The sequence below is a fragment of the Pseudarthrobacter arbutini genome, from assembly GCF_054510915.1.
The window spans coordinates 1-24,350 of record NZ_JBTNDQ010000023.1 but is presented as its reverse complement, the minus strand read 5'-3'; the positions used below and the strand labels follow the sequence as shown (position 1 = coordinate 24,350).

At 61.8% G+C, this 24,350-nt stretch carries 21 protein-coding genes and 3 pseudogenes; 10 read left to right on the top strand and 14 right to left on the bottom strand.

The features are described 5' to 3' along the window. Positions 1-4: 4 nt before the first annotated feature. Complete coding sequence (locus ACX80V_RS20565; RefSeq protein WP_485844694.1) at positions 5-574, top strand: adenylate kinase; 570 nt, start codon at positions 5-7, stop codon at positions 572-574. Between the two features lie 147 nt (positions 575-721). On the opposite strand, the gene ACX80V_RS20560 is transcribed toward ACX80V_RS20565, so the two are convergent. Both ACX80V_RS20560 and ACX80V_RS20555 read right to left on the bottom strand, forming a co-directional pair. Continuing rightward, entirely contained in the window at positions 722-1,174 is a 453-nt protein-coding gene (locus ACX80V_RS20560; protein WP_485844693.1) for a DoxX family protein, read from the bottom strand. A 164-nt stretch (positions 1,175-1,338) separates the two neighbouring features. After that, on the bottom strand, positions 1,339-1,836 hold the full coding sequence (locus ACX80V_RS20555) for a MarR family winged helix-turn-helix transcriptional regulator (protein ID WP_485844692.1): 498 nt from the start codon (positions 1,834-1,836) through the stop codon (positions 1,339-1,341). 103 nt (positions 1,837-1,939) lie between these two features. Here ACX80V_RS20555 and ACX80V_RS20550 point away from each other — a divergent pair, with 103 nt between their 5' ends. The 3 genes from ACX80V_RS20550 to ACX80V_RS20540 all read left to right on the top strand — a co-directional run bounded on the left by ACX80V_RS20550 (position 1,940) and on the right by ACX80V_RS20540 (position 4,320). After that, complete coding sequence (locus ACX80V_RS20550; protein ID WP_485844691.1) at positions 1,940-2,515, top strand: NADPH-dependent F420 reductase; 576 nt, start codon at positions 1,940-1,942, stop codon at positions 2,513-2,515. 114 nt (positions 2,516-2,629) lie between these two features. Continuing rightward, a complete protein-coding gene (locus tag ACX80V_RS20545; protein ID WP_485844690.1) occupies positions 2,630-3,154 on the top strand; it encodes a VOC family protein in 525 nt (174 codons plus the stop codon). Further along, positions 3,151-4,320 carry a luciferase domain-containing protein gene (locus tag ACX80V_RS20540; RefSeq protein ID WP_485844689.1) on the top strand — a complete coding sequence of 390 codons (1,170 nt, stop codon included), beginning with the start codon at positions 3,151-3,153 and terminating at the stop codon, positions 4,318-4,320. The genes ACX80V_RS20545 and ACX80V_RS20540 overlap by 4 nt, the downstream gene beginning before the upstream one ends. A 222-nt stretch (positions 4,321-4,542) precedes the next feature. On the opposite strand, the gene ACX80V_RS20535 is transcribed toward ACX80V_RS20540, so the two are convergent. The 10 genes and pseudogenes from ACX80V_RS20535 to ACX80V_RS20490 form a co-directional block, all read right to left on the bottom strand. Next, the gene (locus ACX80V_RS20535) at positions 4,543-5,346 is read right to left on the bottom strand and encodes a serine hydrolase domain-containing protein (RefSeq protein ID WP_485844720.1); all 804 of its coding nucleotides are present in this window, start codon (positions 5,344-5,346) and stop codon (positions 4,543-4,545) included. A gap of 306 nt (positions 5,347-5,652) precedes the next feature. Next, positions 5,653-6,189, bottom strand: coding sequence for a VOC family protein (locus ACX80V_RS20530; protein WP_485844688.1), 537 nt, complete (start codon positions 6,187-6,189; stop codon positions 5,653-5,655). 11 nt (positions 6,190-6,200) lie between these two features. Further along, positions 6,201-8,081 carry an oxidoreductase gene (locus ACX80V_RS20525; protein ID WP_485844687.1) on the bottom strand — a complete coding sequence of 627 codons (1,881 nt, stop codon included), beginning with the start codon at positions 8,079-8,081 and terminating at the stop codon, positions 6,201-6,203. A gap of 126 nt (positions 8,082-8,207) precedes the next feature. Beyond that, the gene (locus tag ACX80V_RS20520) at positions 8,208-9,095 is read right to left on the bottom strand and encodes a helix-turn-helix domain-containing protein (protein WP_485844719.1); all 888 of its coding nucleotides are present in this window, start codon (positions 9,093-9,095) and stop codon (positions 8,208-8,210) included. Between the two features lie 531 nt (positions 9,096-9,626). Beyond that, on the bottom strand, positions 9,627-9,941 hold the full coding sequence (locus ACX80V_RS20515) for a flavin reductase family protein (protein WP_485844718.1): 315 nt from the start codon (positions 9,939-9,941) through the stop codon (positions 9,627-9,629). Beyond that, a complete protein-coding gene (locus ACX80V_RS20510) occupies positions 9,869-10,096 on the bottom strand; it encodes a flavin reductase family protein (RefSeq protein ID WP_485844717.1) in 228 nt (75 codons plus the stop codon). The genes ACX80V_RS20515 and ACX80V_RS20510 overlap by 73 nt, the downstream gene beginning before the upstream one ends. Before the next feature lie 259 nt (positions 10,097-10,355). Further along, the gene (gene catA, locus ACX80V_RS20505; protein ID WP_485844686.1) at positions 10,356-11,204 is read right to left on the bottom strand and encodes a catechol 1,2-dioxygenase; all 849 of its coding nucleotides are present in this window, start codon (positions 11,202-11,204) and stop codon (positions 10,356-10,358) included. A gap of 153 nt (positions 11,205-11,357) precedes the next feature. Continuing rightward, positions 11,358-11,660: a muconolactone Delta-isomerase gene (gene catC, locus ACX80V_RS20500; protein WP_485844685.1), complete on the bottom strand. Its 303-nt coding sequence runs from the start codon at positions 11,658-11,660 to the stop codon at positions 11,358-11,360. Positions 11,661-11,707: 47 nt separating this feature from the next. Next, positions 11,708-12,809, bottom strand: a pseudogene (locus ACX80V_RS20495) (mandelate racemase/muconate lactonizing enzyme family protein). Continuing rightward, positions 12,799-13,719 (bottom strand): LysR substrate-binding domain-containing protein, encoded by a 921-nt coding sequence (locus ACX80V_RS20490; protein ID WP_485844684.1) that lies wholly within the window; start codon positions 13,717-13,719, stop codon positions 12,799-12,801. Before ACX80V_RS20490 ends, ACX80V_RS20495 begins: the two are co-directional and overlap by 11 nt. A 391-nt stretch (positions 13,720-14,110) precedes the next feature. On the opposite strand from ACX80V_RS20490, the gene ACX80V_RS20485 reads away from it, so the two are divergent. Beyond that, positions 14,111-14,257, top strand: coding sequence for a VOC family protein (locus tag ACX80V_RS20485; protein ID WP_485844683.1), 147 nt, complete (start codon positions 14,111-14,113; stop codon positions 14,255-14,257). Next, a complete protein-coding gene (locus ACX80V_RS20480) occupies positions 14,239-14,595 on the top strand; it encodes a VOC family protein (protein ID WP_485844682.1) in 357 nt (118 codons plus the stop codon). The genes ACX80V_RS20485 and ACX80V_RS20480 overlap by 19 nt, the downstream gene beginning before the upstream one ends. Before the next feature lie 538 nt (positions 14,596-15,133). Here the strand turns inward: ACX80V_RS20480 and ACX80V_RS20475 are convergent. Both ACX80V_RS20475 and ACX80V_RS20470 read right to left on the bottom strand, forming a co-directional pair. Beyond that, positions 15,134-15,573, bottom strand: a pseudogene (locus ACX80V_RS20475) (plasmid pRiA4b ORF-3 family protein). Positions 15,574-15,679: 106 nt separating this feature from the next. Further along, positions 15,680-15,799: pseudogene (locus ACX80V_RS20470) on the bottom strand (alpha/beta hydrolase); the annotation flags it as partial. A gap of 1,053 nt (positions 15,800-16,852) precedes the next feature. On the opposite strand from ACX80V_RS20470, the gene ACX80V_RS20465 reads away from it, so the two are divergent. From ACX80V_RS20465 to ACX80V_RS20450, 4 genes are all read left to right on the top strand, one after another. Further along, entirely contained in the window at positions 16,853-17,875 is a 1,023-nt protein-coding gene (locus tag ACX80V_RS20465) for a DUF4192 domain-containing protein (protein ID WP_485844681.1), read from the top strand. 20 nt (positions 17,876-17,895) lie between these two features. After that, entirely contained in the window at positions 17,896-18,168 is a 273-nt protein-coding gene (locus tag ACX80V_RS20460) for a glutaredoxin family protein (RefSeq protein ID WP_485844680.1), read from the top strand. A gap of 806 nt (positions 18,169-18,974) precedes the next feature. Then, positions 18,975-22,547, top strand: coding sequence for a MobF family relaxase (gene mobF, locus ACX80V_RS20455; protein ID WP_485844679.1), 3,573 nt, complete (start codon positions 18,975-18,977; stop codon positions 22,545-22,547). Positions 22,548-23,501: 954 nt separating this feature from the next. Beyond that, on the top strand, positions 23,502-24,209 hold the full coding sequence (locus ACX80V_RS20450) for a recombinase family protein (protein ID WP_485844678.1): 708 nt from the start codon (positions 23,502-23,504) through the stop codon (positions 24,207-24,209). The last annotated feature ends 141 nt before the right edge of the window (positions 24,210-24,350 follow it).

Sequence of the window (24,350 nt, the reverse complement as noted above, 5' to 3'; positions counted from 1 at the left end):
GAGAATGCTGATTATTGGACCTCCCGGTTCCGGAAAAGGAACGCAGGCGGACCGGATTTCAGAACGCCTGGGCGTTGTGGCCATCTCCACCGGCGATATCTTCCGTGCAAACGTGAAGGGCGAGACCCCGCTTGGCATCGAGGCCAAGAAGTACATGGACAACGGCGACTTCGTTCCGGACAGCGTCACCAACAAGATGGTGCGTGACCGGCTCAGCGAGTCCGACGTCGAAAACGGCTTCCTGCTGGACGGCTACCCCCGCACCACGGCCCAGGTTGATTACCTGGACGTGATCCTCGCCAAGGGTGAGGAAAAGCTCGACGTGGTGCTGCAGCTGACTGCCGACGACGAGGAACTGGTCCACCGACTGCTCGGCCGGGCCAAGGAAACGGGCCGGAGCGACGACAACGAAGCTGTCATCCGCCACCGCCTGGACCTGTATCACGAGCAGACCGAAGCCGTGGTGGCGAAGTACGCTGAGCGCGGGATCCTCACCCAGGTGGACGGCATCGGCGCCATCAATGTGGTCACGGACCGCGTGATGCAGGCCATCAGGGCAGCACAGGCAGTTTAGCCAGGTCCCTCCAGGCCTTACTTTCGCGGCTCCATCTGGTGAGGAGACGCTCCAAGTCATTCCATCGAGTGGGTAACCAAGAACGGCGCCCTGCACCCGCTTGTGCGGGTTCCGGGCGCCGTTCGTTTTCTTGAGGCTGACTGTTGCTTAGGCCAGGGCTGCGAGGGTGCGGTTCTCGCTGCGTCCGAAGACCAGGGCGTCGATGGAGAAGCGGCCTGCCCCGACGATAGCGAGGGCGGCGGCGCCGGCTGCCAGGACGAGCACGAGTTCGTATCCGCCTTTATCAGCGAAGATGCCGGCGGGGGCGTGTACCAGGAAGAGGGCGCCGAGCATGTTCAGGGTCAGCAGGGCGGCCACTGGGCGGACCAGTACGCCGAGGATGATGGCGGCGCCCCCAAGGAGCTCCAGGAAGCCGATGGCGGGAGCGACAAGCTGTGCAGCCGGCACCCCCATCTGTGCGAAGGCTGCCTGAGTGCCGGGGATGGTGTATTCAAAAATTTTCTGCCAGCCGTGGGCGAAGAAGACAACGCCCAAGGCGAGACGCAGGACTGTGCGGGCGAGGTTGGACTGCGTGGCTGCGGGATACACCGGAGAAGTCATGGAATCGTTCCTTTTGTCTTGGCTTTCCTGAAGGATGCTGTCGAAGCCTGCCTTCAGAGAATTAGTTGAGGTTTCAAGTAACAGTCTAGGGGAGAATTACTTGTCGCGTCAACTATTTCTCCAAGATGCCAGCCCATATGTCCGTTTCCGGCTGCCAGGGGAACTCACCCGCCCACGTCATGGCGGCGATAAAGGGGCGCCATTGCCGCGTCAGGGTCGAGCCGCTCCAGGAGGGAATCGGCAATCCCTCGCAGCTGCCCAAGCTGCTCGGGCGTGAGGGCATCAATGACGTGCCGCCGGACATTCGCCACATGGCCGGGTGCAGTTTCCACAATTTTGCGCCACCCGTCACCGGTGAGGCACGCGTTGGTTGCACGTCCGTCCTCGGGACAGGGAAAGCGCTCCACCAGGCAGCGCGCTTCGAGCCGCTTTACGACGTGGGACAGGCGTGGCAGCGTGGCACTGGTCTGGGCGGCCAGATCGGTCATCCGCAGGGTCCGATCAGGGGCTTCGGAGAGCATTGCGAGCACGTAGTACTCGAAGCTGGTGAGGTCTGCCTCGCGTCGTAGCTGAGAGTCAAGCGCATTGGGCAGCAGCTCGACCACTGTATACAGCCGCACCCAAGTGGCCAATTCGTCCTTTGTAAGCCATTTGGTCTCCATATTGTCATTCTCCACTAACTTGGTTGTTGCAACAACCATCAAAGCGCGCTACTATTTAGTTGAAGCCTCAACCAATTGGGGACGAAATACGAAGGAGACCGTTATGACCACCGTAAGCATCCTCGGAACGGGCAACATGGGCCCCGCCATCGCCGGCATCGTTGAAAAGGGCGGCAACACCGTCCAGGTCCTCGGCAGCGAGGACACAGACAAGACCCTTACCGGAGAAATTGTCGTCCTGGCCGTCCCCTACCCCGCAGTGCAGGAGATCCTGGCCCAGCGTGCTGACCAGCTCGCCGGCAAGATCATCGTTGACATCACCAACCCGCTGAACTTCGAAACCTTCGATGCCCTGACGGTGCCGGCTGATTCCTCGGCCGCTGCCGAGATCCAGGACGCGCTTCCGAACTCCCGCGTGGTGAAGGCATTCAACACCACCTTCGCAGCCACCTTGGCGTCGGGCGAGATTGCGGGGCAGCCCACGACCGTGCTGATCGCCGGGGACGACGCCGACGCGAAGTCCCGGCTCGCCGAGGTCATCACCGCCGGCGGCCTGCGCGCCATCGACGCCGGCTCACTGCGCCGGGCGCGTGAACTGGAGGCAACGGGCTTCCTGCAGATCGCCCTCGCCGCCAGCGAAAAGATCGCCTGGACCGGCGGCTTCGCCGTCAAGGCCTAACCCAGCCGTCAACCCAACTCCGCAGCACCGCATTTCCCCGGGAGCCGGCCAGCCTTCATTCTGGCCGGCTCCCGTCACACTTGTGGCCCCCATACCGAGGAAGAATTACCTCCGATGCCAGTCTCACCCGTCCGGCTGAACCACGCCGTACTATTCGTCACCGACCTTGACCGGGCCGAGTGCTTCTACATCCAGGTCTTCGGGATGGAAGTCGCCGCCCGCGAGCCGCGCGCAAACGCGTCTTTCCTGCGGCTGCCGCGCTCCGGTAACCACCACGACCTCGGCCTCTTCGGGGTAGGCACCGATGCGGCGCCAAAGGTGCATGGCGGCGTCGGGCTCTACCACCTCGCCTGGCAGCTGGACACTATCGAGGAACTGGCCGAGGCCCGCAGGACCTTGACGGAGGCCGGCGCGTACACAGGTCAGTCCAGTCACGGCGCCACCAAGAGCATCTATGGGGCAGATCCAGACGGCAACGAGTTCGAACTTATGTGGATGCTTCCCCGGCAGCATTGGGGTGAGTACGAGAACGCCGCTCCCGTCGAGCCGCTGGAGCTCGAGGCCGAACTGGCCCGGTGGTCCGGTGTAGCCACCGCCGGCCGAATCACCGTAGGTAATTCTGATGGGGACAACCAATGAATAACGCTTTCGACGAACCCACGATTGTCTGGCACAGCCCTGACACCTCCGACCGTCCCCTTGTGGTCCTATTGCACGGACGAGGCGCCGACGAGGCCGGCATCATTGGTTTAGCCGCGCACCTCCCGACCGGGCCGTCATACGCAGCCGTCCGCGCACCAATCCCAGCCGGGGGAGGATACGCCTGGTTCGCCAACCGTGGAATCGGCCGTCCGGTCGCGGAGTCCCTCAGCCAGACCATGGCTTGGTTCCGGAAGTGGCTTGACCTCGTGGCACCCGCGGGCCGCCCGGTAATACTCGTTGGCTTCAGCGGCGGCGCCGCGTTTGCCGGAGGTCTGCTCCTGTCCGATCCGCAGCGTTTCGCTGGCGCTGCAATCCTGTACGGAACGTTACCGTTCGACGCGGGCGTCCCGACCTCACCTGCGCGCCTGGCCGGAGTGCCGGTCTTCGTAGCCCAAGGCGAAACGGACACAGTCATCCCCCGCGAACTCCTGGATCGCACGTGGACGTACCTGCTTGGAGATTCGGGCGCACCCAGCTTCGCCCGCCGCGACCCCGGCGGACACGGTCTTACCAACACCACTGTTGCCGAGCTCGGCGGCTGGATCGCGGAACGGCTGCACTTCCTTGCCTCCCGCAGCATTCTGCCTTCCGACCACGTCACTTGGAGTACCTTCTCCGGCGGCAGACTTCCGGCCCGCCAAGGTACCCGCCCCGATGTTTCCTGGTCGATTCCCCAGGAGCAACGCTCTGATAACAGCCCCCTCCATATCCGAGAGCAGCTCCTCAGCCGGATCATCGCCTTGCCAGGGGTAACCGCACGTCAGTCAGCTATCTCCGTACCCGGTGCATCTGGCTTCATGGTTGAACGTGGCCCGGGGGCGCCGCTTGATGCATTCCTTGTGCCACAGGCCGGAGAGTTCGCGCACCTCCACCCCGAATACGACGGATCACTGCATCTGGCCCTACCCCCGGTGCTTACCCGCGAGGCTATAGCTAAAGGATGGGGCGTGGCTCACCCGCTGGCCGGCATCCGTCTAGCCCGCGGAATGGTCATGATCTACGGACCACGGAACAACGCGGAGCTTGACATCGTCACCGGCATCCTCCAGACAAGCCACGCCTACGCCACAGCATCGCTTCCCGCCAGCGACGGCAACGCCTGACGTGCGGCGGGGCCATGACCATAGGCCGCCATGGCCCCCGCGCCTCTTGCTTTGGCGTATAGGAGCCCGAAGGGTTTGCGAGAGGTGGAGCGCCTTGCATCCGCGCCGCCTGGAAGTTGCATTTGAAGCGGGATGTAACCAAAGCTGACATCGTAAAGCGGATCGGCGTATCCAAGCGCGCCACCGGCCCCATCATGGCCAAACGCCTGGAAACTGCCAAAATCACTGCCAGGGTAAGGCTTCATAAATACGACGCCGAACGCCGTCGGGAAAATTCAGGACCCTGTCAACACCCCACACCTGCTGTTGCCCCATGGCCGCGAGAGTGTCGGGATCAAGGAGGGCATCCCCTGTCAGGCCAATGGCGGCAGCGTAGACCTGCGCGAGTCCCCTCGCTGATCCGATGCCGCCCACTGCGGCGGGTCCCGCCGCCCGTACTTCACGACGATTGGGTGAGTAGGACCCCAGGTTAGGCGGAACAATACTGTTGACACCGTTGAACGTCACGGCGCCCAGACCGTCCGACGACATCTGGCTCTCGGACATCATTGCAAACTGTTCGGCCGTCGGCTGGGCGGGACGTAACGCTTCGAACCGGTCCTCTTGTGACTGCGGAAGGGCGAGCCAGAAGTCGATGTCGCGGGGAGCGCGGATCGTGCCCTCGTACAGTTCTTGCAGGGTCTGGCCCGTGATCCGCCGCACCAGTTCCTCCATGAAGGATCCGATCGTCAGGCCGTGATAGCCGAATGCTGTCCCAGGGCGCCAATACGGCCGTTGTGCCGCGAGCTTGGGTGCAGCGCGGCGCGAGTCCAGTATGTCCGCAGTCTCCAGTCCCCCGTCTACATTGATAAGCCCCGCCTGATGCGACAGGAGCTCCCGGACAAGGATCGTTTCCTTCCCGTGGGCACCAAACTCCGGCCAATAGTGAACCACGGGTTGATCCAGGTCGAGGTTTCCCGAGCTGACCAGGGTCGCCAGAGCGATGGCAGCGACGCCTCTTGTCGCCGAAAACGTACCCGTGGCAATGAACTACTTGGATGCAAAAAACTGCTCCCCGGGAGTCTGACCTGAATTTATCACTCCAACTTCCGGGGAGCAGTTCAAACTTGTCTGAACCCCGCTGCCAATACGTGCGCTTCCATAGCTGGAAGCCCACCCGCAAATCATCGGGACGGAGACGCCCGGCGATTACCTGGCCCTATGCCCTGGCCGCCGGGCTGCAAGGCGGCCATGTTGCCGTTCTCATGACGTGCCCTTGCTCATCACTTCTATATGCAAAGCTGCCATTTCATGTCCCGTCTGCGAAATGGTGCCCATCCCCGGGCACCTGTGTCATTTTTCCTGACGGGCATTGTCGGAGTTCTTGGCCGGACGCCACCGGCGCAGGGAAGTTCGCGACTCGTAAGCCTGGGCCGATGGGTAGGTTACGAGCTCCACTGTGCTGCCCCACGGGGTGCGGGCGTAGAGATACCGGTTGCCCTCTCCTGCATCGCCTCCGGGAAGATCACCGGGCTGACTCAGCAGCTGCCCGCCGGCCTTTTCCAACCGGGCGGCGGCCTCCTCGATGTCGTCGACGTAGACGCAGAAGTGCTGGAGGCCGTAGTCGCTCGGCACGACAGGGTCGCGCTGGGCTGTCCCGGAGTAAGTGAACAACTCCAGATTGGGTCCTTCGCCGAGACGAAGCATGCGTATTGCCTCGATCCGCGCCCCTGTGGGGATCCCCAGGCCGGCCTCGACGGCGGGGCCTGCCAGGGGTTCGTCGAGCATGTCATAGATCTTTTCGGCACCGAAAGCGTCGGCGAAGAAACGTGTGGCCTGCTCAAGGTCGGGCACCGTGATGCCGATGTGCTCAATGGCGCGAATACTCATCGTTACTCCTCCTAAACCTGGGCTGCTGCCCAGAAACCAGACTGGGTTGCCTCGTACATGCGGCCGCCCCTAAGACGTGTGCCGATGATGTGTACGCGATCGTCTCCGGCTGCCCCTGCCAGGGCATCGCTGGCCGCGCGGTCCTGCGCCCACACGACTGTCTCTCCGGCGGGGGCCGGTTGGTCGGTGAGAACGGTGACGTTCAGGGCGGCGAGCAGCCCCCTCAGGTGGTTGCGCTGCATGTCGTTGGTGTCGAGTCCGATGTCGGCGCTGGGAGAGCTGAGCGTAACCTTCCGGCCCTGCTCGGCCAGCCACAGGGCGGCGAACATCGCGGTCTCCGTGTCCCCGTGCACAGTCAACTCCTTCGCTTCGGGGGCACGGCGGTCGGCCAGCATCCGCACGGCGTCGACGGCTCCTTTGGGGGCGCCTGAGCTCTTGGTGCCGGTGGCGAGTAGGACGGTGTCGTACCCGTTCATGTCGGCTTCCGTGATCTCGGTGTTGAGCCGGACGTCAACGCCGGTGCGCTGCAGCTCGGCGCTGTAGAACTCGAGGAACGTGGTGATCTCCTTGTTCAACACCTCCGCTGCTGCCCACGCCCGCAGCTGGCCGCCGATCTCCTGCTCGCGTTCGACCAGCGTCACTTCATGGCCGCGCTCGGCGGCCAGGATGGCGGCCTCGCATCCGGCCGGGCCGGCTCCAACAATCAGGACCCGCTTGGTGAGGACGACCAGCCGACGGGCCTCGGCGGCCCGCTTTTCCTGAGACAGTGCCGGGTTAATGACGCACTGGGTGTGCTGACCGTTGAACATCCACCGTGAGATGCACTCGTTGACGGCCAGGCAGCGGCGAATGTTTGACGTTTCACCACGCCGGGTCTTTTCGACGATCGTGGGATCGGCCAGGCCCGCTCGTCCCATGGCGACGAAGTCCAGTTCCCCGGCGGCGACGTCGTCGTTGAGCTCGTCCAGCAGCCAGACCAAACGCCCCACGCCGATGACGGGTACGGAGACCCGCTTCTTCACTTCTTTGGCATAGTGCAGGAGGTTGCCCGGGGGGACCATGGGCAGGAGAACGTCCGCCGTGTCGTAGTTGCCGGCCGACACGTCCAGCGCATCGACGTACTCCTCCAGCATCTGGCAGAACGCCAGCCCGTCCTCCAGGGAGAGCCCGCCCTCATACGGCTCCTCGACACTGAGCCGGTACAGCACCGGGAAGTCGGGACCGACCTGTTCGCGCACCGCCCGGACCACCTCGAGGGCGAATCGGGCCCGATTTTCCAGCGAGCCTCCGTACCCATCGGTGCGCTTGTTCGTCTTAGGTGAAAGGAACTGTCCCAGCAGGTACCCGTGCGCGCCGTGGAGCTCCACCGCGTCGAAGCCCACTTCCTTGGCCCGACGGGCGCCCTGGGCGTACATGTTAATCAGGCCGGGGATCTCCCCGAGCTCGATGGCGCGCGGCGCCGTTCCGAAGGCGCTGGTGATGCCCGCCGTTGGCGCGATCGGGGGCACGTTGCCTTCGGTGTTGCCCTGGGAGTTCTGGCGGCCCGTGTGGTGCAACTGCACGGCGATCTTCGCGCCCTCATTATGCACCGCCTCGACCAGGTCAGCCAGACCGGACCGGTAACGGTCGTGGTCGATCCGGATCGGGTGTCCGACCGTGCGGCCAACCTGCCAGTCGACCGAGGTGTTCTCCGTGATGAGCAGGCCTGCTCCCCCGCGCGCCCGTTCCCGGAAGTATTCGATGAGGCGGGGACCGGCGTAGCCATCGACCTCGGCGTACTGGGTGAAGATGGGGGACTGGACGAAGCGGTTTTTCAGGGACATCCGTCCGATCCGTCCGGGCTGGAACAGTGCGGGGTGCTTCACGGCACGCTCGCTCAGGGTCTTGGACATTGGGGACTCCTTCGTCACCGGGAGGTATCTCCTCCCAATAGCAAGTATCTGAGACTCCAGGGCGCAAAACCTGCCGCCATGTGCACAGAAATGTTCCGGATGCGCACAACGTCGCGCGGATCACATTCAGCGACTGGTATTCCGTGCTTCCCGGGGTGAAACACCGTAGGCGGCGCGGTAAGCCCGGCTGAACGATGACGGACTGTCGAAGCCGTACCTGTGGGCGATCTCTGTGATCGACAAGGCCGTCGGTGATAGCAGCAGTTGGCGTGCCGCTTCCCGCCGACGGCGCATCAAAAATTGGCGGCAGGTTTCCCCTGTGCCTTGAAACAAGATGTGCAGGTACCGGGTTGAGAGCGCATTGGCACGGGCAATGTCATCCACCGTGAGGCCGGCATCCGCGATCTGCCTTTCAATGAAGGCCTTGATCTCCATCAGCCGGATCGCCCGAGTGTTGAGCACTATGTTCGAGGAAGCACCGAGCGCCGATGTCAGCAGGTCAATGGCGACACGCCCTGCCGTGTTAGCCGCCTCCTTGTCCAGATCTTCGGATGTCATTGACATTTGTAACCAGTCGAACAGCAGACGGAGACTGGGGGTCGGGGCCAGGGGACGGGCGACGAGTGCGTCAAGGCGCGGGAGCGCCTCAAGGCAAAGGTCACGGGGAAGAAAGAGTGTCGTCTTCACGAGCGGGCCGTCGCTGTGGCACTCCCCCGGGACGACGCCATCCCAAATCAGGGCACTGCCTGGCCCAATCGATGCCTGGCGACCGCTCTGTGAAAAGACCTCCTGGCCTTGCCGTACTAACAAAACCGCAGTGTAGTCACCGTCTGTACGGCTGATCTCACGTGAACCGCGGCGGCCGGACATCCCGCCGAGACGACAATCGACTGCCCATGGTCCGCCTAGCTTCACATCCTTGTATTCCAGCGGGGATTCACGAACCACGTCCAGGCACCAGGGCAGATGGCTCGTCGAGAAACTCGCGACCGTCTCGTTGTTGACCGCAGCCATCGATGTCACGGAGAACCTCCCTCACCAGCGCTCAGGTTCTTCCTGCGTTCATCATCCACGTGTCCCGAATGTGCAGGAACGGGTTGCCTACGACCACACGTCGGACGAATGCCAGGTGCCATAACAACCATCGACCGATGTGAACCCGGCCGGGCAGCCTCTACCGCTGAATCTACAGACGCAGTGCCTGTTCCAATCAGTACCCGCAATAACAGAACCAAGTGTTCCAGGCGAATTTTCATTTTGGCTCCTGACGGTACTGGGACGGAAACAGGCCAGGCGACGACGCCTTCATAGGACCGGCCTTTCCTGTCTCCTGACTTACCGCCGAGACCGGGCCCTGGATCGGGGTCTGCAGGAGGTATTCCGAGGGCTGAGCGATTTGAGGCAGGGCAATGAGATGACGTCATACGGGAAGCACGTAGTGGTGTTGGCACCCCAAGCGGGGGGTGCATTTCAATCGTCATACCGTCTCCCTCATCTTTCATTAGCGGCTAGGACACTCAACCTCACTGCCCAGTGCAGCGCGGCCTAGGCGTCACCAATAGGTTTGAACGAGACGGCGCCTGCAAACCATCCGGAGTCGGAAGCGTCACATGAGTGGCCCCAGGGCGCACCGTCCACAAGACTGCCGATCTGGCGGAACTTTCCACCGAAGAACAGGAGCGGTTCGCGCTTGGTGATCTTCTGGGAGATGACTTCGCCGACGACGATGAGGTGGTCCCCGCCGTCATAGATGTTCCAGGGACGGCATGCCAAGGTGGCTGCGTTGTTCAGCAGCACCGGAACGTTACTGTGAAGGGCCCATGCGGGCTTCTTGCCCGCGGCACTCCCGGCGAAATGCAGGGCGACATCCAGCTGTTCAATGGAAAGGACATTGAGGGCAAAGGGGGCACCTCTAATGTAGCGGGCGGCCCTCGGGTCCGGGTCAGTGTCACCTGAACCAAGGGCGGATCGAGTGAGACGGCTGTGAAGGAGTTGACTGTGGCGCCGTGGGGCACGCCGTCGTCGGACCGGCATGTCACTACTGCGACTCCAGTGGCGAATGTCCCGAATGCGTGGCGCACTTCGCGCGTGTCTACAGGTGACAGGACTGCTTCTTGACTCACCGGCGCCTCCTCGGTCGGGGACCTGATGTTTGGCAAGACAGCATCTAGGCCAGCCCGTGCGGTTGGAAGTCAGGTGGCGGCTAGGGACCGCCACCCGACAGCAGGGGCTGCCCGGCTTGGCCGGCTTAGCCCCAAAGAGTTGGATTCTGCTTTATTCCTGAGGATCGAGGATGAAGTCGTAGGTGACTTCACGGCCGTTGCCGTCCCCGCGGTCTGTAGGTGCGAGGATCAGTTCCGGCTTGACGGCCGAAGCGATATCGTCTGCGACGTGCTCATCACCCTGGAAGTACAACTGGGTAGTGATGAGCTGGTGCCCTGGAGCGGAGACCTTCAGGTGCAGGTGTGCCGGCCGCCAGGCGTGCCAGCCGGCAGCGGCGATGAGGGCCCCGCAGGCGCCGTCTGTCGGGATCTGGTACGGGGCCGGCTGAATGGTGTTGACCTGGAACTTGCCCTCAGTGTCGGCAATGACGGAGCCGCGGAGGTTCCATTCAGGCAGGCCCGGCGCGAACTGGGAGTAGAAGCCAAGGTCGTCAGCGTGCCAAAGCTCGACCTCTGCTCCCGCCAGGGGCTGCCCGGCAACGTTCTTCACCTGCCCTTGGAACAGCAGCGGTGTGCCCGGCTCGTCATCACGCATTGGCAGCGTGGCTGGCGTGTTCTGAGATGGCGCGTTCGGAATGTAATAGGGGCCTTCAATGGTTCCCTTGGAGCCGTGCCGGTTGGCATTGGCTACTTCTTCGACGGAGTGCTCCACCCAGACATCAAGGAACAGCGGCCATTCCCCGTCCTCGCCCACCCTAATCAGCCAAGACTTAAGGGCGTTGTATTCGTCATAGGTGACCTTTTCGTCGATCACGGTGTCGTTTATGGCTTTGATGATCCTGCCGGCGAGGGCGCTAACGCGTTCCTGGCTTGTAGTGGCAGCGACGTGCTTGTCTTCCCTGAAGCGGGCTGTTGCACCCGCACCTGAGGCTGCTGCAGTTGCCTTGGTTTCCGTTGTCACGGTGACTCCTTTGTCGTAGTTAATTTTCGGTGGCTTCAGCATTGCCCCTTCAGGGGAACGTCAAGTGCCGGCATCACACAGTGTGCGGTTGATTCAAGGCTAGGCTTCCTATTGATCGAACAGAAATACTGATTTCAGGCTCATTGAGAGATTTTATGTATCAGTTGACAAGGAAGGACTAGCGACGGCGGACGGATGCTTCGCCAGTGGGGTTACCTTGATGTCCATGTACGGGAAGAGCGGCAAACCAGAGAGCAACGAATGCAGCTCGTCGTTGTCAGCCACGTCGAACACGGAGTAATTCGAGTACTCACCGACTACACGCCAAAGATGCACCCAGCGCCCGTCACACTGAAGTTCCTGCGCGTATTCACGTTCCTTTGCTTTGATGGCTTCCGCCTGGTTGGTGGGCATGTCCGGCGGAAGGTTGACGTCCATTCGGACCATATAGAGCATGAGCTTTCTCCAACGTGTCGGGGCAGGATTTGGAAGAAAACTTCCAGTCAGTCCTGCCGGTATTTTTCGAGTTTGTCGTAATCGATGTCGGCACCAACGCCCGGCACGTCTCGGACGTGGATGATGCCGTCCTTTATTTCCAGAGGTGTGGCCAGAAGGTCGTCCGTCATGTCCAGGAAGTTGGACAGCTCGCCGGCGCGCCGGGAACTGGCTTCGAACGCCGCACCGAAGGTCACCGTGGCGAGGCTTCCCACTTGGGTGTCGATCTGGTTGCCCATGGTGACATCCACTCCCAGTCCCTCGCACAAGCCAAGGATTTGCTGGGCTTGCGTAAACCCGCTCCGGGCGGTCTTGATGCAGATGGCCGTGCTGCCACCGGACAACAGCTCCCGCGAAACGTCACCGGGTGTTGCGACACTTTCGTCGCCTACGATCGGGATGGTTGCCTGCTGGACGAGCCGACGGCGGCCCATGGCCTCGCCGGCGTCACAAGGCTCTTCCAGCATCGACAATCCAAGGCCTTCGGTACGGCGAAGCACTTCCATGGCCTCATTGGCCGACCAACCACGGTTGGCGTCAAGGTAGATTTCAGTGTCGTCACCCAGCCCATTCCGCAGTACATGGCACGCCTCGACGTCCAGGGAGAGCGGCCGGCGGCCTGTCTTTAACTTGAAGGTGTTGATCCCGTACGTCTCGCGGAAGCGTAGGGCCTCGTCAAGCAAGTCCTGCGCTGGCTTAAAGCCGAGCATATGGGAGACGCGCATGCTGTCAGTGAACCCGCCCAGGAGTTTGTGGACGGGTGTGTCCAGGGAGATGCCGATGATGTCCCAAAGGGCGATGTCCAAGGCCCCCTTTGCGGTTGGATTGTGAACTGTGCGGCGGAGGATTTGCTGCACCTTGGCACGGTCCAAATGGGTCGAGGCCGATGAGCTGCGGGGCAAAAATCTGGGTGACCACCGAGATGATCGAATCCTGCGTTTCGCCGTAGGTGTACGGGCGGGGAGGAGTGTCGGCTACTCCACAGATCCCGGTGTCCGTGTACACCCGGATTAGGACGTGTTCGGCTGTGGCCACCTCGCCACTGGCAAATTTCAAGGGCCGTGTGTACGGGATGGCGTAGGGTACGGCCTCGATGCGTTCAATCTTCACCGGCTAGGTTCCTTTGCGGCAGCAGCTGCGAGGGTGAACCCGGCAGCGAGTCGAATAGGGTCAGAAAATTTTGAATCAGCGCTGATTCGCTGTTGCGGTTCCACGCGACCGCGAGGTCAACAGGCGGCGGATTACGCAGCGGCCTGAAGACAACCCCTTCGAAGGAAAACATCCGGGAGGTCATCGGGACCAGAGCTATGCCCATACCCGCCGATACCAGCGAGAGGAGCGTTGACGTTTCGTTCGCCTCCTGCACCAGCTTGGGCTTAAACCCGGCCCTTCTACAGGCGTCCAGGAAAATGCCGTTCACCACGGAAGATGTGGGATAGCCGATGAAGTTTTGCGACGCGAGTTCGGCGATGTCAAGGGTTCCCTTCTCGGCCAACGGAGAGTCCGCAGGCAGAGCGGCGACCAATTGATCCTGTTCCAGCAATTTGTGAGCAACAGCTTGGGAGCGGATCGGCGGGCGGAGAACGGCGACGTCCAGCCTGCCCTCCTCCAAAGCCGTTTCCATCTGAGGTGTCAGCATTTCTCCTTGGACCGTGATCCGGAGCCCGGGAAAGCTGCGACTCGCAGACTGCACTATGACGGGCATCAGTCGGTAGGTCGCTGTTCCGGTGAACCCTACCCGGAGCACCCCAGTAGCCCCCGCCCCCACTTGCTGGACATCAGACTTGAGCACTTCAAGCTCCTTGAGCAGCAGCCGCCCACGATCCAACAAGACCTGACCCGCGGGAGTAAGCTCCACTTTCCGGGTAGTGCGTACGAAAAGAGCCGTCCCCAGATGTTCCTCCAACTGCCGGATCTGCTGGGAGAGCGGAGGCTGGGCCATATGCAGCCTGGCAGCCGCTCGGCCGAAATGCCGCTCTTCCGCTACCGCTATGAAATACCGCAGATGACGAGTCTCCATGGCAGCCCTTCCCTGGACTGGATAAAAGCTTATGCGCCGTTCTGTTTCGAGACTAGGACCGTGATCTAGTAAAGGGAAATACTTATTTCCAACTCATTAGGACGATCTTCATCCTAATACTCCTAGTTATTGCCCGGAAAAGGAGAGCGCCCCGCAGTATCTTTCCTCCCCATACGTGCAGAGGGGCACGTCACCTCGAATCGTGTTAGCGGGTCCCTAAACGACCAAATCATCTGGGGAAGCAAGCTCTTGCGCCTCTGTACTGTCTCCGCTCTCTGCGACAGCCACGAATAACCTGTGCGGGCGGCGCTCGGCGGGCAACAAAGGTCGACAAGCTTGGGTATGAAGGTTGGCTACGAGTTTGGAGCCTTGGAACCATGCCGTCCTGTTCGTGGCCGACCTCGACCGCGCAGAGCGATTTTACACCACCGTTCTCGGGATGGACGTTGCCGCCCGCGAACCAACCCCGCGCGAACGCCTCGTTCCTGCGGCTTCCGCGCTCAGGCAACCACCACGACCTTGGCCTGTTCGGGAGTAGGACCCAAAGCCGCACCCAAGACCCCTGGCGGCATCGGCCTCTACCACCTCGCCTGGCAACTGGACACCATCGACGAACTTGCCCAAGCCCGCAAAACGCTGCTCGACGCCGGCGCCTACACGGGTGAATCAAGCCCCGGTGCTACCAAGAGCCTGTACGGCGCCGATCCCGACGGCAACGAATTTGAAATGATGTGGATGCTCCCGCGCGAGGATTGGGGCGACTACGAAAACGCCGCCCCCGTGGAACGGCTTGACCTCGAGGCCGAACTGGAACGATGGGCAGGAGTCCACACCGCAGGGCACATCCACAACGAAAGAACAGGAGTCAGCTCATGAGCACCTTTCCCGAGCCCACCGTCGCATGGCACAGACCGCCAAAACCCACGAGACAGCCTCTTGATAAAAGACCCCACTAAAACGGTGCCCCAGTAGGCGAACACTCTCGGGCTGGGTCCGGCGGGTGATCATTTTTCGATCTCCGCCGGGCTCGTCTTTTAACAGCAAAGAGAACGCGTCCGTGGGCTGGTCGCATGGCTCATGGCGGTTGTTTATCAGGTTGGAGTACACCCCAGCTTGGCGTCAGGCTGCCACTCAAACACCGCCAGGATAGGGTCCAAAGTCGATTCCTGCACTCTCCTACTGAACAGTCCCAGATGCAACGCTGACAGAAGACCCCGGGAAATGCAGCGCCATGTTGAAGCGTGCTGGGCGGGAATCACTGCGCAAAGCGCTGCCCACCGAATCCCATCGCGCCCGTCTGGATGCTGCCGGGCCGACGCATGAGGTGCCTTGTTTGATGTTCAAGTCATTGTCCAAACAATGCTGGACAATTTGGGCTGGAGCGTCGGAGTTGCCAACTGGGCCTTCAGGGGCATCAACTTCCTCGGCTTGCCAGCTTTCGGTTCACCTCGGCAATGTCCAAGCGGTCTGGGTCGAACGGTTCGTTGGAGTCTGTCACCGCCGCGGCCCATTCCAAGCATTCGATGTGGTCAGGATGCGTCGAGTCGGCGAGGGCATCCAGGATGCTTTCATACCCGGGGAGGCCCCCGGAGTCTTCCAGCGGCCCGCGTCGGGCGCCGTCGGTCAGCCGGGCCAGCGGAGTGGCTTCAGGTGTAACCAGCTGTCGCCAAAGTCGTACTCATAAAACGCCGTACCGGAACCCCTCACCAGCAACTGGTCCAAGGAGTAGCCTTCTTCGGAAAGGTCCGTCGGCTCTTCGCACCAGTCTTGGGGCATCCACTGTAGGGTGTCTGGAATTTCACGGCCGATGGGCCTCAGCGGTGCAAAGGGAGCGCAGTCCGTGAACCGGTGCAAATGCTATCCTCCCAGCCGAACGCCACCTGTAATATGCGGCGAACCTGTCCCAGCGTTAACGACGCTTGCAGCTCAAATCAACGCAAGATCTCCAGCACGCTGTTCACAAGTCCCACGCAAACATCAAGGATGCCGTTCCGTGCCTGATGAGCGCGGGGACGTCAATCATAGGGATGTCGGCCCTGAAATCTGTCGTCCAGGTGGGAACAGCCGCACCGGAGGCGTACCAGGAAGCGCAGTCAATGGCACGACCAGGTGCCTGGATGTGCGGGATCGAGGAACTCGTAAGCGGGTTCTAAGTCCTCGTATGCTGCAGCACTCTCGGCATCAGCGCCGGCAGCAGAGACCAGTCCTGGCCACCCATGGGCCGGGCTGCAGGAGCACGTTGAATTCCCGAGCCGGGAGCTCCACAGTCCAGAAGCAGGAGCCGTGTGCCAGCGAGAGCCTGTTGTCACCACTCCCCTCGATCATGGTTCGTAGCGAGTCGTGCATTCTCCGACAGACCGTGCAGCTGCCGACCGTAAACGATGAGCAGATCGGGCACGTATGGCCAGGCCCAATAGCTTCCTGGGCGGCCCTCCTCCTTTCGTGCTGGTCATGTAGGAGATCCACGTCAACGGCATGAAAAGGGTAGCGAGGTCATTCAGGATCTCCCCTTCAGGAGGGCGACGTGTTCGACGACCAGAACACCTCAGATTCCAGCACTCTGGGTGTAGATGCGACCTCCCCACCGCACCGAAACATCAGAGAGTCGCAGGACGCAACCTTGCTTGGTCAGGTAACCACGGGCAGCTCCGGTGGCGCCCACGTTGACGGGACGGCGGCCCTAAGCTACTGCGACTACTGCTGCATGATGTCTCTGACCGACTACCTGACGTGGATCCAAAAGGACGACGGCAGCGGGCCGCCAATATCGTTTTCAAAGGCGTGACCTGCGTAGGAAAATCATCTAATCCCGGCGCCCAACATGATGTCGAGTACGCCATGCAACCGGCCCTGCGCCGCAGCTCACGATCCAAGCGGTGCCTTCTGGTCCCCCATCATCGCTGGGCGGTCCCTGCACGCAACCCGCGCGCTACGCGCCCGGAATTCCCCCGGACATTGTTCCTCGGCGCTCCTGCTGTCGCTTATTTCCTCACAACAATCTCCTCCCCCTGCCCGGTCCCCGCAGGTTGCCCTCCGGTCCCTCAAACCCAGCGGTGATTCCTCTACCGAAGGCCCCACCAGAGCAGAAGCCCAAACCAACGGGCCCCTGCCAACCATTTGAGGAGAGATCATCGTGGACACCCTGCACATCACCACACCGGCCGACCTCGTCAGCCTCATCGGCCACAGCCTCGGCTACTGGCCCCACGAAAGCCTGGTCTGCATCTCACTCCAGGACAGTCGGATGGGAGCCACCCTCCGGCTGGACCTGCCCACCACACCCGACCACGCACTCATGTACGCCCGAAGGATCGGCGGCTACCTCCGCAGCGACCAGGACGCGACGGCGGCCGTCTTCGCGATCTTCACCGACACCAACCGCGACAACGACAGCGAGGCCCTCTTCGGCCCCCTCGTCGAATCACTCGCACAGCAACTGGCATTGGCCAGCATGCCGATCCAGGCCGGCTGGATCGTCGGACCCTCATCCATCGCCGAGTTCAGGATCCACCCCGTCTCCTACGGCCCTGAAATACCGCTCACCACAGTCCAGTCGAGCACGGTCAACGCCGAACTGATCTTCCGCGGCAGCCAGATCCAGGACAGCCTGGCCCTGGCCCTCCCCAGCCGAGCCGTCACGCCTGAGTTCACCACCGTCGTCCACACCCACCGAAAAACCGCCGCGACGCAAAGCTCCGCCCAAAGGACAGCCGAGGCCCGCGGACTCTGGTCCAGCCTCCTCGACGGCGGGGAGGAGCCGACGGCGGCTCAGTTCGCCGAAGTGCTCGCCCAGCTGCAAATTCCCGAACTCAGGGACAGGCTGATCGCGAGTATGCCCGGTTTGGACCTGCCGATGGAACTCCTCCTGTTCGGCGAATCCGACACCGCACCGGACTGGGACCGGATCGACACCGCCGAAGGACTACTGCGGCAGCTCTACGCCGTCGCCGCCCCCGAGCATGCCGCAGCCCCGCTAGCTGTCCTGGGGTGCATCGCCTGGTGGAAAGGCAAAGGCTCCATCGCGTCCGACCTGATGGACCTCGCCCGCTCCTTCGACCCGGACTACCGGCTCGCCCGCCTCATGAGCCAAATGCTCGGCTGCGGCCTCGTTGCGGGTTGGGCGACGAGCAAGAGCCAGGCCTACCGCAGGCTCTGACCCAGAAGGGAGCCGACGCCATGAACATCGTCCTGTACACCAAGCCCGGCTGCCAGCAATGCCGGCTGACATCGCTCAATCTCGACAAGGCGGGCATCCAATACACAAGCGTCGACCTGACCACCAACGGCGCGGCCCTCGAATACGTCCAGGACCTCGGCTACGCACAAGCGCCCGTCGTCGTGGTGGATGACCATCATCATTGGTCCGGCTTCAACCCGACGGAAATCGAGAGGCTGACACAGGCGCTCCAACACTCCGCTGGCACCCAGCCAGAGCCCGACAACCTCTAGACCCAGCCAGACCTACGCAAACCCAATGACCGTCGACCCGCCGTCAACGGTCATTTCCTCTGCCTCGAATCCACCCAACCCAATCCCCCACTCATTGGCTCGCCGGCAATCACGCTTTCAGGCCCTCTCCCCTGTGGCCGAGCAATCCGCCGACTGAAGCACCTTCCGACGACGACCCCCGCCAATGCCCGCGACAGCCCAGCACAAAAGCGCCTCACACCTCTGGCATCCAAGGCCGTCAGCGTGAGGACTGCCCACGTCTGGTCATGTCGGGCGCTGACCAGGCGCAGATGAACACACGTGACCACCAAGAAATGCGAAGAATGCAATAACAGCTTCGAATCCTCCCGCAGGACACAGCGCTTCTGCTCAACGCGCTGTGCCAACAGGCAGCGGGACCGCCGACGTCGGACTCGCAGCCGCCCCGGCCTAGTTCCACAGGCAGACTCGTTCGCCACTGACCCCCTGGCCCAGCTGGAAGCAACCAAACGACAACTGGAGTCCAAGACGAAAGCCTGCCAGCGGCACCGGGAAGTACTCCAGTCCAAGTTACGGTCCCAAGCCTGCGAGATCGATCGACTCGAAGCAGAGAACTCCGAACAAAGAGTGAGCAACAACCTCCTCCAGTCAGAGGTCTCTCGCCTCAAACGCGCGCAAAGAACCAATGTCCAGGATCTCGCCCACATCTCTGCCTGGCTGGTCTCCCTTGCTCAGGCCAAGGGCGTCGCGCTCGACCAAGCAACACTGGAAATCTTTCGCCGCCGTGGGTGGCATCCAACGAATCGCCAAGCTGGAGCGCCGCGGCTATGACGATGTCCATCGCGCGGCTTTCTGCACAAGCAGGCCTGCGCTACCTGTTCAAGACGACGATGATGGACGATCTCTCCATTTCTCCCCGGGACGCCAGCACGTACTACATGAAGGCCGGTACACCGGAAGGCCGATGGATTGGCAGCGGACTCAAAGGAATCAACAGAACCGCCGCTGAGCCCGTCTCCGAAACAGACGCAAAAGCGGTCTTTGATTTAGCAATCCACCCCGACAACGCAACGCCCTTGGGCCGCCCCCACAGCCCACCCATCGCCGTCGACAACAAGACCGGCCCACCTACCGTAAGGCACGCCGTCGTCGGCTTTGACCTGACCTTCAGTGTGCCAAAATCGGTGTCTGTTCTGTGGGCACTCAGCCCTCGAAGCACCCAGGATCACATCCTGCGGACCCATCACGACGCCGTCGAACAAACTCTCACATGGCTGGAAGAGAACGTCATCCACACCCGCGCCGGACGGAACGGCGTAGCCCGTTTAGGCACGAGGGGCGCCATGGCCGCCGCCTTCGACCACTGGGAATCACGCACCGGGGACCCGCAACTCCACACGCACTTGGTGATCGCCAACCGCATCCAGCGGATCACCGACGCGGCTTGGGTCACGCTCGACTCCCGCACCCTGTACAAGGCCGCCGTCGCCGCCAGCGAACACTACAACGGACTCCTGTTTGACGCCCTCCACCGGCACCTCGGAAGTGACACGGATATCCGCACCCCGGTCACTAGCACCCAGAATCCCAGCCAGCAACTCACCGGCATCGACAAAGAACTCATCCGCGAATTTTCGAACCGGTCACGTCTCATCAATCTGGAAACAGACCGCCTCGTGGCGCAATGGGTCACGGAACGCGGTCATCCACCCACCGCAGCAACCATCATCAAGCTTCGCCAGCAGGCAACTTTGGCCACCCGCACCCCAAAGACCGAACTGCCCACACCGCTGCGTGAGCTCTCCGGCCAATGGCGAGAACGAGCGGCCGCCAAAGGATTCCAGCCAGCCGACGTCCTCGCTGCCACCATCAACAGGTCCTGGGACTCCCCCTTCGCGTCCACGGACCTCACGGCCGAGTGGATCGACAGTGTCGCTTCCCTTGCCCGTGAACGTGTCGCCAGCAAACGCTCAACCTGGAACCGCTGGAACCTCCTCGCCGAAGCCGAAAGAGTCTGCGCACAGATCCGTTGCCGCTCCGCTTCCGACCGGAGTGCGCTCATGGATGCAGTGGCCACGGCCGCCGAACATCAGTCCGTGGCGCTCAACGAGTACCGCTACACCGCCCCACCAGACGCCGCGGCTGACCTCCGCATCGGGCGAAGCAGCGTCTTCGACTTCCACGGATCGCGCCTCTACACGGACACGTCGACGCTCGCCTGCGAGGACGCCATCATGGCTGCAAGGAACGACGACGGCGGCCCTGTCATGCGCGCGGATGTCATGCGCGCGGACGTCAACATGGATTCACTCGACAGAGTGGGACACGCCAGGAAGCCGGAGCTGCACTCAGATCAGCGCGCCGCCGTCGCAAGCGTTCTCCTCAGCGGCAACCGCCTCGATGCGATCGTGGGGCCAGCCGGCGCTGGAAAGACAACGACTCTCGGCGCCGTCAAGGCGATCTGGGAAGCGGAGTACGGTGCCGGTAGCGTGATCGGGCTGGCCCCAGCAGCGGCAAGCGCGGCCGTGTTGGGCCGCGGTCTCTCCATGGCCACGGAGAATGTTACTAAGTGGCTGCATGAGTCGGTTGGCCGAGGAGCAAGTTCAAGAGCTGGGCGCTTCTTCGACCTCCAAACCCGCCTGACGAAAGCTCATGCCGACGACCGCTTGACCATCGCAGTGGCGCAGGAAGCTGCGCGGCTCGCCGCCGTTCAGCAGCAATGGCGCTTCCATCCTGATCAGCTCGTCATCATCGACGAGGCCTCCATGGTTTCCACGTTCCAACTCGCCGCCCTGGTCCAGCAGGCCCGCGAGGCCCATGCGAAGATCCTCTTGGTGGGTGACCCAGGCCAGCTGGATGCGATCGACGCCGGAGGGACGCTCGGTTGGCTGGACCGGGAAGGAAAGACGACCCGGCTCAGCAGTATCTGGAGATTTCATGAGAAGTGGGAGGGTGCATCATCCCTCAAGCTGCGGAGGGGAGACTACTCAGCGATCCCGGATTATGAAAAGTATCGACGGATCAGTCACGGCACTTACTTGGATATGGTCGACCAGGCGTATCTGGCGTGGCAGGCCGATATGCTGGCGGGCAAGTCATCCATCCTTATCGCGGCCGACAATGACACTGTCGGCATGCTCAACGAACGCGCCCAGGCCGATCTTGTGGCTAAGGGCGAGGTGGATCCCGAAGTCAGCATTCAGCTCAACGATGGCTTATACGCCGGTTCCGGAGACACCGTCATCGCGCGCGGAAACGACCGCAGGCTCGTCGACAGCGAGGGTGACTTCGTCCGGAATGGAACTCTGTTCGACGTCCAAGGCGTCAGTAGGCGGGACGGCTCGCTTCTCGCGGTGCGGAGGGAAACGGGAGCGAGGGTCGTACTCCCCCGGACGTACCTCGAGTCGTGCGTTGAGTTGGGCTATGCAACCACCGCACACCGTTCCCAGGGCATTACGGTCGACACTGGTCACACTGTAGTTACCCAGGGCCGGCTCACCCGCGAGCTCCTCTACGTCAGCATGACCCGGGGCCGCTCCGGCAACTTTGCCTACGTCAGCGAAGGTGATGACTCTGAGCATCCCGGCATTGATCCTTCCCTGCAGCCGTCGTGGCGAAGCATTCTGGGCGAGGTGCTCGCTGCGGAAGGTGCTGAGCGCACCGCCCATGAGGTTCGCGACGCCGGGCGCAAAAAGTCGGACAGCCTTGAGCGGCTCTACGCGGAGTATGACTACTTGGCGCAAATAGCAGCTGCTCAAAGTCTGATGGAATGCTTGAACAAGCACGATGGCGGCTCATCACTTGAACTCGAACAGTCACCTTCGTGGGGCGCAGCCGTAGCGGCGTGGCGCAAGGCCACAGCAGTCAGCCGTCCGGGCGCTGAACGTGTCGTGGAGCACGCTGTCCAACACAGCACCGCTGCGAATGACCGGGCTGCTGTCCTCAGCATGCGGTTGCGTCGGTTCGTAAAGGGGATGCCGGCGACCTCGATCGCCCCCCTGGTCGAGGAGCTTGCTACCCCCCGTCCTGACCTCGCGGAGCTGGTTGATCAGGTCCGCCAACGGATCCGGCAGAGGACCGACACTGTAACCATGACCGCCCTGACAGAGGACCTCGAGTGGAAACGCGTCCTGGCTGCCTCCCTTGGCAGTGGTGCGTCAGGCCGACTGATTCGTGACGTCGCCATATTCCGGGACCGGTGGGGGATCTCGGACTCTCCCCTGCCCCTGGGAGCGACTCCCGCTGACTATGAGTGGGAACAGCGGGATCATAGGGAAAGACTTCAAGTTGCAATTGATGACGCTCGCGATCGCCCAGCGGCACCTCTACCAGGGAACAGTTCAGAGAATATGGCCCTTTTCCAGCAAGTCGTCCTGACCAGTGCTGGCTGGCAGCTTTAAGCTGTTAGAAGAGGCGAGACTATATGGTCCTAAACCCAACGGTGAAACCCAAAGTTGCGACAGCTGGACTGGTATCGACCAGCACGGTTGTTCTGATAGCCCTCGTTCTCTTTCTGACGTCTGTCCTTGCGGCCGAACTCCCTTCGTTATTCAAGGTTATTGTTGGCGGCCTCTTAGTGGCAGCTGCGCTGCTTTCAGGCACGCTGTGGTGGAAGCGGATCAACCAACGCCGTACCTGGGTACTCGACGCAACGGAAAAGTGGCGGACCTTTGACAATGCCAAGCTGGCAAGTGGGACCACGACCGAGGTAACGCTCCTCAGCGTTGACGCCGTACAACCCACAGGTTCATGGGTCACCATCTTGTGGAACCGCTTCAACCATGTTCAGCCCGCCTGGATAGAGGCACTACCGGAACCGATCTGGCCCGGAGCTATCCTGCTCATCTCTCCCGACCCAGCCCAAGTCATGCCTAACGCCCCTTGGCCGGAAGCATACTTCATTCGTGCAGCCGATTGCCTAGCATGGGCACCGGCCGACGGAAGGCCGGATTGGGCCTCACCTGTCGGCCGAAGTGTTACTTAGTCTGTCAAGAGATCTCAATGAAGGACCCTTGGCTCGGCTCGGAGATAGATTTCCGTCTGGTCCAAGGCAAGCTGCTACAGTCGGAGAAAATCTGGCGGTCACCTTGAATTCGCCAGCCTGCTCCATCGCCGGATCGATCTGACGGCCTCTTCCAACTGAGCGCGATCCCCCACGCTGCATTGACCAGCACCGCGTGGTGCACCATTTGGCGCCTCGTCAAAAGTATTGACGGCATACCCCGGAGGCCTCATAATCATGCGCGGAACCGAATATATGCATAGTCAACGATTTGCCATCTACAGCCGAATAAGCCGCGACCGCGTTGGGGCTGGCCTAGGTGTGGACCGGCAGGCCGGCGACTGCAACACTCTTGTTCAGCAGCTCGGCGGTACTGTCGTTGCTACCTTCTGACAACGACATCAGCGCCTATTCAGGCAAGCACCGCCCTGGCTACGACGCGCTGCTGAACTCCATAAAGAACGGCGACATTGACGCCGTGGCCGTCTGGCATCAGGATCGGCTCCTCAGACGCACGATTGATCTAGAGCACTACATCGACGTCTGCCAGCCACTGAAAGTCGCTACCTACACAGTCAGGGCAGGTCACTTTGACCTCACGACACCGGCAGGGCGTGCAACAGCCAAAACGCTCGCGGCTTGGGCTTCGTATGAAGTGGAGACATCAACCGACCGCGTGAAATCGGCAAAGCTGCAGGCAGCCAAAGCCGGAAAGCCAAGCGGCGGCAATCGGGCCTTCGGATGGAACCAGAACGGCATGACTCTGAACGAACCAGAAGCCGCCGTTGTCCGGGAGATAGTCGAGCGCTTCATATCTGGGGATTCCTGGAACAGCATCGCCATGGATTTGAACGCACGCGCCATCCCAACTGCCACCGGTAAGAAGTGGGCGGCGATCAACGTGAGCAACGTTGCCACGTTGGAACGCCACTATGGAATCCGGACCCACAACGGAGCCGAGTACGAGGCCACGTGGAGCCCCTTGCTCAGCAGAGATGTCCTGGACGACTTGAAGCTGGCGATCAAGAGGGGCCAAGCCACTTACGGCAAGCGCTCCTAGGCACGCAAGCACTTACTGACTGGTTTCGTCTTCTGAACCGTCCCGGGTTTGATGCCGCTATCTTCTGTGAGAAAGATAGTGATTATGCCCAAGCAGTTTCCGCCCGAAGTCCGTGACCGTGCAGTGCGCATGACCTTGGAT

Bases quoted from the DNA above. Each gene is read 5' to 3' on its own strand.
- ACX80V_RS20530 (WP_485844688.1), bottom strand. From the start codon at position 6,189: ATGAGTATTCGCGCCATTGAGCACATCGGCATCACGGTGCCCGACCTT.
- ACX80V_RS20550 (WP_485844691.1), top strand. From the start codon at position 1,940: ATGACCACCGTAAGCATCCTCGGAACGGGCAACATGGGCCCCGCCATC.
- ACX80V_RS20460 (WP_485844680.1), top strand. From the start codon at position 17,896: ATGAACATCGTCCTGTACACCAAGCCCGGCTGCCAGCAATGCCGGCTG.
- ACX80V_RS20555 (WP_485844692.1), bottom strand. From the start codon at position 1,836: ATGGAGACCAAATGGCTTACAAAGGACGAATTGGCCACTTGGGTGCGG.
- ACX80V_RS20545 (WP_485844690.1), top strand. From the start codon at position 2,630: ATGCCAGTCTCACCCGTCCGGCTGAACCACGCCGTACTATTCGTCACC.
- ACX80V_RS20540 (WP_485844689.1), top strand. From the start codon at position 3,151: ATGAATAACGCTTTCGACGAACCCACGATTGTCTGGCACAGCCCTGAC.
- mobF (WP_485844679.1), top strand. From the start codon at position 18,975: ATGACGATGTCCATCGCGCGGCTTTCTGCACAAGCAGGCCTGCGCTAC.
- catC (WP_485844685.1), bottom strand. From the start codon at position 11,660: ATGCTCTATATGGTCCGAATGGACGTCAACCTTCCGCCGGACATGCCC.
- ACX80V_RS20520 (WP_485844719.1), bottom strand. From the start codon at position 9,095: ATGGCTGCGGTCAACAACGAGACGGTCGCGAGTTTCTCGACGAGCCAT.
- ACX80V_RS20490 (WP_485844684.1), bottom strand. From the start codon at position 13,719: ATGGAGACTCGTCATCTGCGGTATTTCATAGCGGTAGCGGAAGAGCGG.
- ACX80V_RS20565 (WP_485844694.1), top strand. From the start codon at position 5: ATGCTGATTATTGGACCTCCCGGTTCCGGAAAAGGAACGCAGGCGGAC.
- ACX80V_RS20525 (WP_485844687.1), bottom strand. From the start codon at position 8,081: ATGTCCAAGACCCTGAGCGAGCGTGCCGTGAAGCACCCCGCACTGTTC.
- ACX80V_RS20560 (WP_485844693.1), bottom strand. From the start codon at position 1,174: ATGACTTCTCCGGTGTATCCCGCAGCCACGCAGTCCAACCTCGCCCGC.